The organism is uncultured Escherichia sp. (assembly GCF_948475835.1).
Taxonomy (GTDB): domain Bacteria; phylum Pseudomonadota; class Gammaproteobacteria; order Enterobacterales; family Enterobacteriaceae; genus ECMA0423.
Genome location: NZ_CAOLGM010000043.1, coordinates 1 through 12,843, shown reverse-complemented (window position 1 = coordinate 12,843; position 12,843 = coordinate 1). Strand labels below are relative to the sequence as shown.

Below are 12,843 nucleotides of genomic sequence, written 5' to 3'. Positions count from 1 at the left end.
TAATTACGCCCACTGGGATAGGCATTAAGTCTGGTGAATATGCGACACATTTTTCAACGATTATTGCCCCGACGGCTGTGGCTGGCAGGGCTGCCATGTCTGGCATTGCTGGGTTGCGTGCAGAGTCACAATAAGCCAGCCATTGATACGCCAGCAGAAGAAAAAATTCCGGTTTATCAACTGGCTGACTATCTTTCTACTGAATGTAGCGACATCTGGGCGCTGCAAGGTAAATCAACCGAAACCAATCCGCTTTACTGGCTGCGGGCGATGGATTGTGCTGATCGTTTAATGCCTGCGCAGTCACGTCAGCAAGCTCGCCAATATGACGACGGCAGCTGGCAAAATACCTTTAAACAAGGGATTTTGCTCGCCGACGCCAAAATTACGCCGTATGAGCGCCGCCAGCTGGTCGCGCGCATTGATGCGCTAAGTACCGAGATCCCGGCACAGGTTCGCCCTCTGTATCAACTCTGGCGCGACGGTCAGGCGCTGCAACTGCAACTGGCGGAAGAGCGCCAACGCTACGGCAAGCTCCAGCAGGCCAGCGACAGCGAGCTGGATACATTGCGCCAGCAACATCACGTTCTACAGCAGCAACTGGAACTCACCACCCGCAAGCTGGAAAACCTGACTGATATTGAACGCCAGCTCTCGACCCGCAAACCGGCTGGAAATTTCTCGCCGGATACGCCGCACGAGGGTGAAAAGCCCGCGCCATCCACCCATGAGGTCACTCCTGATGAGCCATAAACCTGCGCATTTATTATTGGTCGATGACGATCCGGGATTGCTGAAACTGCTTGGCCTGCGCCTGACCAGCGAAGGCTACAGCGTGATCACGGCGGAAAGTGGCGCTGAAGGATTACGGGTACTGAATCGCGAAAAAGTAGATTTAGTCATCAGCGACCTGCGGATGGATGAAATGGACGGTATGCAGCTGTTTGTTGAAATCCAGAAAGTGCAGCCGGGAATGCCGGTAATTATTCTTACCGCGCATGGTTCTATTCCCGATGCCGTTGCTGCAACACAGCAGGGCGTTTTTAGTTTCCTCACCAAGCCTGTCGATAAAGACGCGCTATATCAGGCAATTGACGATGCGCTGGAGCAATCCGCGCCAGCCACCGATGAACGCTGGCGCGAGGCAATTGTCACCCGCAGCCCGCTGATGCTGCGTTTGCTGGAACAGGCGCGGCTGGTGGCGCAATCAGACGTCAGCGTTTTGATTAACGGTCAGAGCGGCACCGGGAAAGAGATTTTCGCCCAGGCTATCCACAACGCCAGCCCGCGCAACAGCAAACCATTTATTGCTATTAACTGTGGCGCATTGCCCGAGCAATTGCTGGAGTCGGAGCTGTTTGGTCATGCGCGTGGCGCGTTTACTGGCGCTGTCAGCAATCGCGAAGGTTTATTCCAGGCGGCGGAAGGCGGAACGCTATTTCTCGATGAAATTGGCGATATGCCTGCGCCGTTACAGGTCAAACTGCTGCGCGTGTTGCAGGAGCGTAAAGTGCGCCCGCTGGGCAGTAACCGCGATATTGATATCAATGTGCGGATTATTTCTGCCACTCACCGTGATCTGCCAAAAGCGATGGCGCGCGGGGAATTCCGCGAAGATCTCTATTACCGCCTCAACGTTGTCAGCCTGAAAATTCCGGCTCTGGCAGAGCGCACAGAAGACATTCCGCTTCTGGCAAATCACCTGTTGCGCCAGGCGGCAGAGCGACATAAACCGTTTGTCCGTGCGTTCTCCACTGATGCGATGAAACGCCTGATGACCGCTAGTTGGCCGGGTAATGTGCGCCAGTTGGTCAACGTGATTGAACAGTGCGTGGCGCTGACCTCATCTCCGGTTATTAGCGATGCATTAGTAGAGCAGGCGCTGGAGGGTGAAAACACGGCGCTGCCAACCTTTGTTGAGGCACGTAATCAGTTTGAACTCAACTATTTGCGTAAGCTGCTGCAAATTACCAAAGGCAACGTCACCCACGCGGCGAGAATGGCGGGGCGCAACCGGACAGAATTTTATAAACTGCTTTCCCGACACGAGCTGGATGCAAACGATTTCAAGGAATGAATTGGCGTTATGTGTTACGTTTAGCAGATCAAAAGACAGGCGACCTTTTCAAGGAATAGCATGAAAAAGATTGATGCGATTATAAAACCCTTCAAGCTGGACGATGTCCGCGAAGCACTGGCCGAAGTCGGTATTACCGGCATGACGGTGACCGAAGTGAAAGGCTTTGGTCGCCAGAAAGGCCATACCGAGCTGTACCGCGGCGCGGAGTATATGGTGGATTTTCTGCCGAAAGTGAAAATTGAGATTGTCGTACCGGACGACATTGTCGATACCTGTGTCGATACCATTATTCGCACGGCGCAAACCGGCAAAATCGGTGACGGTAAAATCTTCGTCTTTGACGTGGCACGGGTCATTCGCATCCGTACCGGTGAAGAGGACGACGCGGCAATTTAAACCGCGTCAAGGGTTGCCGGATGTTTCCATCCGGCAACATCAAATTACAGCACCTTATGCGGGCCAAAGCATTCGTAATGAATGTTTTCCTGCTTCACGCCCAGATCCACTAACTGTTTCGCGGTAAACTGCATGAAGCCAACCGGGCCGCAGAGATAGAACTGCATTGTCGGATCGCTGAACGCACCTTCCAGTTTGCTCAAATCCATCAGACCTTCGCTATCAAACTGACCTTTAGCGCGATCGGCTTCGCTCGGCTGACGATACCAGGTGTGCGCGGTAAAGCGCGGCAGTGACTGCCCCAGTTCCTTAACTTCATCGGCAAAGGCGTGAACATCGCCATTTTCTGCCGCATGGAACCAGTTCACTTGTGCTGTGTGGCCTGCTTTTGCCAGCGTGTCGAGCATTGCCAGCATTGGCGTTTGACCAACACCGGCAGAGATTAACGTCACTGGTGTGTCATCTGCGACAGCCATAAAGAAATCACCTGCCGGAGCGACCAGTTTCACGACATCGCCAACATTGGCGTGATTGTGCAACCAGTTGGATACCTGCCCACCCTCTTCGCGTTTCACCGCAATACGATAGCCTTTGCCATCCGGTTTGCGAGTCAAAGAGTACTGACGAATTTCCTGATGCGGGAAACCTTCCGGCTTCAGCCAGACGCCGAGATATTGCCCCGGACGGTATTCTGCCACTGCGCCACCGTCGACCGGCTCCAGTTCGAAGCTGGTGATAAGCGCGCTGCGCGGTGTTTTAGCCACAATGCGGAAATCGCGAGTACCTTCCCAACCACCGGCTTTGCTGGCGTTTTCGTTATAGATTTCCGCCTCGCGATTGATAAATACATTAGCCAGTACACCATAGGCTTTACCCCACGCGTCCAGCACTTCCTGCCCCGGGCTGAACATTTCGTCCAGCGTTGCCAACAGGTGTTCACCGACGATGTTGTACTGTTCCGGTTTGATCTGGAAGCTGGTGTGCTTCTGCGCGATTTTTTCTACCGCTGGCAGCAGCGCAGGCAGGTTTTCAATATTACTGGCGTAGGCGGCAATAGCGTTAAACAGTGCTTCACGTTGATCGCCATTACGCTGGTTACTCATGTTAAAAATTTCTTTGAGTTCTGGGTTATGAGTAAACATACGGTCGTAGAAATGGGCGGTTAACTTTGGCCCCGTTTCCACCAGTAAAGGGATGGTGGCTTTTACTGTAGCGATGGTTTGAGCGTCAAGCATATGGTCTTCCTTTTTTTGCATCTTAATTGATGTATCTCAAATGCATCTTATAAAAAATAGCCCTGCAATGTAAATGGTTCTTTGGTGTTTTTCAGAAAGAATGTGATGAAGTGAAAAATTTGCATCACAAACCTGAAAAGAAATCCGTTTCCGGTTGCAAGCTCTTTATTCTCCAAAGCCTTGCGTAGCCTGAAGGTAATCGTTTGCGTAAATTCCTTTGTCAAGACCTGTTATCGCACAATGATTCGGTTATACTGTTCGCCGTTGTCCAACAGGACCGCCTATAAAGGCCAAAAATTTTATTGTTAGCTGAGTCAGGAGATGCGGATGTTAAAGCGTGAAATGAACATTGCCGATTATGATGCCGAACTGTGGCAGGCTATGGAGCAGGAAAAAGTACGTCAGGAAGAGCACATCGAACTGATCGCCTCCGAAAACTACACCAGCCCGCGCGTAATGCAGGCGCAGGGTTCTCAGCTGACCAACAAATATGCTGAAGGTTATCCGGGCAAACGCTACTACGGCGGTTGCGAGTATGTTGATATCGTTGAACAACTGGCGATCGATCGTGCGAAAGAACTGTTCGGCGCTGACTACGCTAACGTCCAGCCGCACTCCGGCTCCCAGGCTAACTTTGCGGTCTACACCGCGCTGCTGGAACCAGGTGATACCGTTCTGGGTATGAACCTGGCGCATGGCGGTCACCTGACTCACGGTTCTCCGGTTAACTTCTCCGGTAAACTGTACAACATCGTTCCTTACGGTATCGATGCTACCGGTCATATCGACTACGCCGATCTGGAAAAACAAGCCAAAGAACACAAGCCGAAAATGATTATCGGTGGTTTCTCTGCATATTCCGGCGTGGTTGACTGGGCGAAAATGCGTGAAATCGCTGACAGCATCGGTGCTTACCTGTTCGTTGATATGGCGCACGTTGCGGGCCTGGTTGCTGCTGGCGTCTACCCGAACCCGGTTCCTCATGCTCACGTTGTTACTACCACCACTCACAAAACCCTGGCGGGTCCGCGCGGCGGCCTGATCCTGGCGAAAGGTGGTAGCGAAGAGCTGTACAAAAAACTGAACTCTGCCGTTTTCCCTGGTGGTCAGGGCGGTCCGTTGATGCACGTAATCGCCGGTAAAGCGGTTGCTCTGAAAGAAGCGATGGAGCCTGAGTTCAAAACTTACCAGCAGCAGGTCGCTAAAAACGCTAAAGCGATGGTAGAAGTGTTCCTGGAACGCGGCTACAAAGTGGTTTCCGGCGGCACTGATAACCACCTGTTCCTGGTTGATCTGGTAGATAAAAACCTGACCGGTAAAGAAGCAGACGCCGCTCTGGGCCGTGCTAACATCACCGTCAACAAAAACAGCGTACCGAACGATCCGAAGAGCCCGTTTGTGACCTCCGGTATTCGCGTGGGTACTCCGGCGATTACGCGTCGCGGCTTCAAAGAAGCAGAAGCGAAAGAACTGGCTGGCTGGATGTGTGACGTGCTGGACAGCATCAATGATGAAGCCGTTATCGAGCGCATCAAAGGTAAAGTTCTCGACATCTGCGCACGTTACCCGGTTTACGCATAAGCGAAACGGTTAATCTGTTGAAAAAAGGCTTCCTTCGGGAAGCCTTTCTACGTTATCGCGGTTATCGCGCCATCAAATCTGTCGTAACTGCGCCTCAACATACAAATAGCCAATCCCCAGCACCTGTTGTGCGCGGCTTAATTGCCCGAAGCCAATTTGCGTCGCTTTCACGCTCGGTCCTTCGTCGCGGTCGAACGGGTTAAATCCTGTCTGGCGAATAATAGTATTAAGCCAGTTCTCACCAAAGGCACAACTGCGACCGTACAACCAAATCTGATTAATATTGAGGATGTTGAGGAAGTTATACAGACTCAAACCAATGGCATTGGCACTGCGGTCAACCCAGCTGGTGATCCACGGTTCTCCACTCTGCCAGGCAGCGATTAACTGCGCGGTTGTCAGTTTTTCAGGATCAAGCTGAGTATTAACCGGTTGTGATTTTAGCCATACCCGCGCCTGTTTTTTTAAAGCACTTAACGAGGCGACGGTTTCCAGGCAGCCGTAACGTCCACAGTCGCAGACGACGCCATCCGGATTAACGATGGTGTGACCAATCTGTCCGCTACCATACAAACTGCCGCGATAAATTTGCTCGTTAATCACGAACGACGAGCCAATGCCGTAATCAACGTTGATCACGCAGAAATCCCGTTCCTGCGAATTATTTTGCCATTTCTCCGCCAGCGCCAGCATCACGCAGTCATTATCGACCATCACCCGAATGCCCAGCTTCTCTTCCAGCAGATACTTCACCTCAACCGGTGTTGTCCACGGCGCTTGCGGCATGGTTTGCGACACGCCGGTCACCGGATCAACCTGACCGTGGATTGCCAGCGCCAGATTGATGGTGCGGTCCGGCCACAATTTACGGTGGCGATGCCAGCATTTTTCGATTTCGGACAGCAGCGCCTGCGGCGTCGGTGCATCAATCTGTAAATACTCAAATTCACCTTTCGGACTTAAACAAGCATTAGCAACCTGACACTCAATACTGGTGGGCGTCACGTTCAGGCACAGCGTCCAGTCACCTTTCGGCGCAATCAGCCATGTACCGCTACTATGCCCGCGCGTCTGGCTTTCATCGTCAATATTCACCACCCGTTTTTCGCTTTCCAGTTCCTGCAAAATATTACTGACTGCCGGAATCGAAATTTGCGCCAGCCGGGCCAGCGTTGATTTATTGGCGCGCTTTTGCCGGTACAGCAGTTCCAGAATCACGCATTTGTTATGGTGGCGAATCTGTTGATTGTTAATGCAGGCTCTCATCTTCACTAAACCTTGTTTAGTTAATTGCGTGATTATTCCGCGAAAACATTGCCAGATTGTTCAATACACTGCCACAAATCTTTTAATTCAGTATGTCTTGTTAATATTGAGGGCACCATGACTCCAGTAAAAGTGTGGCAAGAGCGCGTTGAGATCCCGACCTATGAAACCGGGCCGCAGGATATACATCCCATGTTCCTGGAAAATCGCGTTTATCAGGGATCGTCCGGCGCGGTTTATCCCTACGGCGTGACCGATACGCTGAGCGAGCAGAAAACCCTGAAATCCTGGCAGGCGGTGTGGCTGGAAAACGACTACATCAAAGTGATGATCCTGCCGGAACTGGGCGGTCGGGTGCATCGCGCGTGGGATAAAGTGAAACAGCGCGATTTTGTTTATCACAATGAAGTCATTAAACCTGCGCTGGTGGGGCTGCTGGGGCCGTGGATTTCCGGTGGGATTGAGTTTAACTGGCCGCAACATCATCGCCCGACCACCTTTATGCCCGTTGATTTCACCCTCGAAGCCCATGAAGACGGTGCACAGACGGTGTGGGTAGGCGAAACGGAGCCGATGCATGGTTTACAGGTGATGACAGGTTTCACCCTGCGCCCTGACCGGGCGGCGCTGGAAATCGCCAGCCGCGTCTATAACGGTAACGCCACGCCGCGTCATTTCTTGTGGTGGGCCAACCCGGCAGTGAAAGGGGGGGAAGGGCATCAGAGCGTTTTCCCACCGGATGTGACTGCGGTGTTTGATCACGGCAAACGGGCCGTCTCCGCTTTCCCCATCGCCACCGGCACTTACTACAAAGTGGACTACTCCGCCGGAGTGGACATTTCTCGCTATAAAAATGTGCCTGTTCCAACCTCATATATGGCCGAAAAATCGCAGTACGATTTTGTCGGCGCGTGGTGTCACGATGAAGATGGCGGTTTGCTGCACGTTGCCAACCACCATATTGCGCCAGGTAAAAAACAGTGGAGTTGGGGACACAGTGAATTTGGCCAGGCGTGGGATAAGAGTCTGACCGACAATAACGGCCCGTATATCGAACTGATGACCGGTATTTTTGCCGATAACCAGCCCGATTTTACCTGGCTTGATGCTTACGAAGAGAAGCGTTTTGAGCAGTATTTCCTGCCTTATCATTCTTTGGGCATGGTGCAAAATGCCTCCCGCGATGCGGTGATAAAACTCCAGCGTAGTAAGCGGGGGATTGAGTGGGGGCTGTATGCCATCTCTCCGTTGAACGGATACCGCCTGGCGATCCGCGAAATCGGCAAATGCAACGCGTTACTTGATGATGCCGTGGCACTGATGCCTGCGACCGCCATCCAGGGCGTGTTGCACGGTATCAATCCTGAAAGGCTGACCATTGAGCTCTCCGATGCCGACGGCAATATTGTACTGAGTTATCAGGAACATCAGCCGCAAGAGTTGCCGTTGCCGGACGTCGCCAAAGCGCCACTGGCAGCACAAGACATTACCAGTACAGATGAAGCCTGGTTTATCGGTCAGCATCTGGAGCAATATCATCACGCCAGCCGTTCACCGTTCGATTACTACCTGCGCGGCGTGGTGCTGGATCCGCTGGATTACCGCTGTAACCTGGCGCTGGCGATGCTGGAATATAACCGCGCCGATTTCCCGCAAGCGGTGGCGTATGCCACTCAGGCGCTGAAACGCGCACATGCGCTGAACAAAAATCCGCAGTGCGGACAGGCCAGTTTGATTCGCGCCAGTGCTTACGAACGTCAGGGACAATATCAACAAGCCGAAGAGGATTTCTGGCGGGCGGTCTGGAGCGGCAACAGCAAAGCCGGTGGCTATTATGGCCTGGCACGACTGGCTGCGCGTAATGGTAACTTCGATGCGGGTCTGGATTTTTGCCAACAAAGTCTTCGCGCCTGCCCAACCAATCAGGAAGTGCTTTGCCTGCATAACCTGCTGCTGGTGTTAAGTGGTCGTCAGGACAACGCGCGTTTGCAGCGCGAGAAACTGCTGCGCGATTATCCGCTGAACGCCACTCTGTGGTGGCTGAACTGGTTCGATGGTCGTAGCGAATCAGCCCTCGCGCAGTGGCGCGGTCTGTGTCAGGGACGCGACGTTAACGCTCTGATGACCGCCGGGCAACTGATTAACTGGGGAATGCCCACCCTGGCGGCAGAGATGCTGAACGCACTGGACTGCCAGCGCACGCTGCCGCTTTACCTGCAAGCCAGCTTGCTGCCGAAAGCCGAACGTGGCGAACTGGTCGCAAAAGCCATTGATGTCTTCCCGCAGTTTGTCCGTTTCCCGAATACGCTGGAAGAAGTGGCGGCGCTGGAGAGTATTGAAGAGTGCTGGTTTGCTCGCCATTTACTGGCCTGCTTCTACTATAACAAACGTAGCTACAACAAAGCCATTGCCTTATGGCAACGTTGCGTAGAGATGTCGCCGGAGTTTGCCGACGGCTGGCGCGGGTTAGCGATCCATGCGTGGAATAAGCAACACGATTATGAGCTGGCCGCGCGTTATCTTGATAATGCTTATCAGCTTGCGCCGCAGGATGCACGTCTGCTTTTCGAACGGGATTTGCTTGATAAGTTAAGTGGAGCCACACCGGAGAAACGACTGGCGCGTCTGGAAAATAATCAGGAAATTGCGCTGAAACGCGACGACATGACCGCAGAACTGCTCAATTTGTGGCATCTCACGGGTCAGGCAGACAAAGCGGCGGACATTCTCGCCACGCGTAAATTCCACCCGTGGGAAGGCGGGGAAGGGAAGGTCACCAGTCAGTTTATCCTCAACCAGTTATTACGCGCCTGGCAGCATCTTGATGCCAGAGAGCCGCAGCAGGCCAGCGAACTGCTTCATGCCGCGCTGCATTATCCGGAGAATTTAAGCGAAGGCCGTTTACCGGGGCAAACTGATAACGACATCTGGTTCTGGCAGGCGATATGCGCCAACGCGCAGGGCGATGAAACTGAAGCGATGCGTTGTTTACGTCTGGCGGCGACCGGCGATCGCACCATTAACATCCACAGTTATTACAACGATCAGCCGGTTGATTATCTCTTCTGGCAAGGAATGGCGCTGCGACTGCTGGGTGAACAGCAAACCGCACAGCAACTGTTTAGTGAAATGAAACAGTGGGCGCAAGAGATGGCGAAAACCAGTATTGAGGCGGATTTCTTTGCTGTTTCACAACCTGACCTGTTGTCGCTGTATGGCGATTTACAACAGCAGCATAAAGAAAAATGCCTGATGGTGGCGATGCTGGCGTCCGCGGGACTCGGGGAGGTTGCGCAATATGAATCTGCTCGCGCTGAATTGACGGCGATTAATCCGGCCTGGCCGAAAGCGGCATTATTCACCACCGTGATGCCTTTTATTTTTAACTACGTTCACTAAACCCTATTAACTGTAATATTTGAGCGGCATGCGCTGCCGCTCATCACAAAATAATTAGAATAAGCCGTTGTTAATAAAAACCCTACAGGAGGCACTATGCCTAAAAAAATGAGAACAACCCGTAATCTATTATTAATGGCTACGCTATTAGGTAGCGCACTATTTGCCAGGGCTGCGGATAAAGAAATGACCATTGGTGCAATATACCTTGATACCCAGGGATATTACGCTGGAGTGCGTCAGGGCGTTCAGGATGCGGCAAAAGATTCTTCAGTACAGGTACAGTTAATTGAAACTAACGCCCAGGGTGATATTTCGAAAGAAAGTACCTTTGTTGATACCCTCGTGGCGCGTAATGTCGATGCCATTATTTTATCGGCAGTGTCTGAAAATGGCAGTAGCCGTACCGTTCGTCGCGCCAGTGAAGCGGGTATTCCGGTGATTTGCTACAACACCTGTATTAATCAAAAGGGTGTCGATAAATATGTCTCGGCGTATCTGGTCGGCGATCCACTGGAATTTGGTAAAAAACTGGGTAACGCTGCCGCCGATTATTTTATTGCCAATAAAATTGACCAGCCGAAAATTGCCGTCATCAATTGCGAAGCCTTTGAAGTTTGTGTGCAACGACGTAAAGGGTTTGAAGAAGTATTAAAAGCCCGCGTTCCCGGCGCGCAAATTGTCGCTAATCAGGAAGGGACTGTTTTAGATAAAGCGATTTCCGTTGGTGAAAAACTGATTATCTCCACGCCGGATCTCAACGCCATTATGGGGGAATCGGGCGGTGCGACACTCGGCGCGGTAAAAGCGGTACGTAATCAAAATCAGGCCGGAAAAATTGCTGTTTTCGGTTCGGATATGACAACCGAAATTGCTCAGGAGCTGGAAAACAATCAGGTGCTGAAAGCGGTAGTGGATATTTCCGGTAAGAAAATGGGCAATGCTGTTTTCGCGCAAACATTGAAGGTTATCAATAAACAAGCCGACGGTGAAAAAGTGATTCAGGTGCCTATCGATCTCTATACCAAAACGGAAGACGGTAAACAGTGGCTGGCAACGCACGTTGATGGTCTGCCCTAATCGCTGATTCGCAGAGGTCCCTATGTTCACGGCAACAGAGGCAGTCCCGGTAGCAAAAGTGGTGGCAGGAAATAAGCGTTATCCCGGCGTCGTTGCGTTGGATAACGTTAACTTCACGCTCAATAAAGGCGAAGTTCGTGCGCTGTTAGGCAAAAACGGCGCGGGCAAATCGACCCTCATTCGAATGCTTACCGGTAGCGAACGTCCGGATAGCGGTGATATCTGGATTGGCGAGACGCGACTGGAAGGCGACGAAGCTACGCTGACTCGCCGTGCCGCTGAACTGGGGGTTCGTGCGGTTTATCAGGAATTAAGTCTGGTGGAAGGGCTGACGGTGGCAGAAAACCTCTGCCTTGGTCAATGGCCTCGCCGCAACGGCATGATTGATTACCTGCAAATGGCGCAGGATGCCCAACGTTGCTTACAGGCGCTGGGCGTTGACGTTAGTCCTGAACAACTTGTTTCAACGCTAAGCCCGGCGCAAAAGCAACTGGTGGAAATTGCACGGGTGATGAAGGGCGAGCCGCGCGTGGTCATTCTTGATGAACCCACCAGCTCGCTTGCCAGTGCAGAAGTTGAACTGGTGATCAGTGCGGTGAAAAAGATGTCGGCACTGGGCGTGGCGGTGATTTATGTCAGCCACCGGATGGAAGAAATCCGCCGCATTGCCTCCTGTGCCACCGTTATGCGCGATGGTCAGGTGGCGGGCGATGTGATGCTCGAAAACACCTCCACGCATCATATTGTGTCGCTAATGCTAGGGCGTGATCACGTTGATATTGCGCCGGTAGCCCCTCAGCAAATTGTGGATCAGGCCGTGCTGGAAGTCCGTGCATTACGCCATAAGCCCAAGCTGGAGGATATCAGCTTTACGTTACGTCGCGGCGAAGTGCTTGGCATTGCTGGCCTGCTGGGGGCAGGGCGCAGTGAATTGCTGAAGGCGATTGTTGGGCTGGAGGAGTATGAACAGGGCGAAATTGTTATCAACGGCGAGAAAATCACGCGCCCCGATTACGGCGACATGCTGAAACGCGGCATTGGCTATACGCCAGAAAACCGCAAAGAAGCGGGGATCATTCCCTGGTTGGGCGTTGACGAAAATACAGTGCTGACCAATCGGCAAAAAATCAGCGCCAACGGCGTACTGCAATGGTCCACCATCCGCCGCCTGACCGAAGAGGTGATGCAGCGGATGACGGTCAAGGCAGCCAGTAGCGAAACGCCCATCGGCACGCTTTCTGGCGGCAATCAGCAAAAAGTGGTGATCGGTCGTTGGGTCTATGCCGCCAGCCAGATTTTGTTGCTCGACGAGCCAACGCGCGGCGTCGATATCGAAGCCAAACAGCAGATTTACCGTATTGTCCGTGAGCTGGCTGCCGAAGGAAAAAGCGTGGTGTTTATCTCCAGTGAAGTGGAGGAGTTGCCGCTGGTGTGCGACCGCATCCTGTTGTTACAGCACGGTACGTTCTCGCAGGAGTTTCACTCGCCGGTCAATGTGGATGAGCTGATGTCCGCCATTCTGTCTGTGCACTGATGAATTTTACCGAGGAACCTGAAGATGTCTGCTTCGTCATTACCATTGCCGCAGGGCAAGAGCGTCTCGCTCAAACAATTTGTCAGTCGCCATATTAATGAGATCGGTTTGCTGGTGGTGATTGCCATTCTTTATCTGGTCTTCTCCCTGAACGCGCCTGGCTTTATCTCATTGAATAACCAGATGAACGTGCTGCGCGATGCCGCCACCATTGGGATTGCCGCCTGGGCGATGACGCTGATTATTATCTCCGATGAAATTGATGTCAGCGT

The 12,843-nt window shown here is 52.4% G+C and carries 9 protein-coding genes and 1 pseudogene; 8 read left to right on the top strand and 2 right to left on the bottom strand.

The annotated features are described in order from the left end of the window. The first annotated feature begins 39 nt into the window (after positions 1-39). From qseG to glnB, 3 genes are read left to right on the top strand one after another with little or no spacing between them, the layout of a single operon-like run. Entirely contained in the window at positions 40-753 is a 714-nt protein-coding gene (gene qseG / locus QZF50_RS10460) for a two-component system QseEF-associated lipoprotein QseG (protein WP_001215888.1), read from the top strand. Further along, positions 743-2,077 carry a two-component system response regulator GlrR gene (gene glrR, locus QZF50_RS10455; RefSeq protein WP_001472001.1) on the top strand — a complete coding sequence of 445 codons (1,335 nt, stop codon included), beginning with the start codon at positions 743-745 and terminating at the stop codon, positions 2,075-2,077. The genes qseG and glrR overlap by 11 nt, the downstream gene beginning before the upstream one ends. Positions 2,078-2,137: 60 nt before the next feature. Further along, entirely contained in the window at positions 2,138-2,476 is a 339-nt protein-coding gene (gene glnB, locus QZF50_RS10450) for a nitrogen regulatory protein P-II (protein WP_000717694.1), read from the top strand. A 44-nt stretch (positions 2,477-2,520) separates the two neighbouring features. On the opposite strand, the gene hmpA is transcribed toward glnB, so the two are convergent. Then, positions 2,521-3,711, bottom strand: a complete 1,191-nt coding sequence (gene hmpA, locus QZF50_RS10445) for an NO-inducible flavohemoprotein (RefSeq protein WP_000883122.1) — start codon at positions 3,709-3,711, stop codon at positions 2,521-2,523. 327 nt (positions 3,712-4,038) lie between these two features. On the opposite strand from hmpA, the gene glyA reads away from it, so the two are divergent. Beyond that, the gene (gene glyA, locus QZF50_RS10440; RefSeq protein ID WP_000919159.1) at positions 4,039-5,292 is read left to right on the top strand and encodes a serine hydroxymethyltransferase; all 1,254 of its coding nucleotides are present in this window, start codon (positions 4,039-4,041) and stop codon (positions 5,290-5,292) included. A gap of 72 nt (positions 5,293-5,364) precedes the next feature. On the opposite strand, the gene QZF50_RS10435 is transcribed toward glyA, so the two are convergent. Continuing rightward, positions 5,365-6,558, bottom strand: coding sequence for an ROK family protein (locus tag QZF50_RS10435; RefSeq protein ID WP_001330942.1), 1,194 nt, complete (start codon positions 6,556-6,558; stop codon positions 5,365-5,367). Positions 6,559-6,675: 117 nt separating this feature from the next. On the opposite strand from QZF50_RS10435, the gene QZF50_RS10430 reads away from it, so the two are divergent. The 4 genes and pseudogenes from QZF50_RS10430 to QZF50_RS10415 form a co-directional block, all read left to right on the top strand. Beyond that, the gene (locus QZF50_RS10430) at positions 6,676-9,957 is read left to right on the top strand and encodes a DUF5107 domain-containing protein (protein WP_001472000.1); all 3,282 of its coding nucleotides are present in this window, start codon (positions 6,676-6,678) and stop codon (positions 9,955-9,957) included. A 96-nt stretch (positions 9,958-10,053) separates the two neighbouring features. Beyond that, positions 10,054-11,037, top strand: coding sequence for a substrate-binding domain-containing protein (locus QZF50_RS10425; RefSeq protein ID WP_001124889.1), 984 nt, complete (start codon positions 10,054-10,056; stop codon positions 11,035-11,037). Positions 11,038-11,059: 22 nt separating this feature from the next. Next, entirely contained in the window at positions 11,060-12,571 is a 1,512-nt protein-coding gene (locus tag QZF50_RS10420) for a sugar ABC transporter ATP-binding protein (RefSeq protein ID WP_000493482.1), read from the top strand. Between the two features lie 24 nt (positions 12,572-12,595). After that, positions 12,596-12,843: pseudogene (locus tag QZF50_RS10415) on the top strand (ABC transporter permease); the annotation flags it as partial.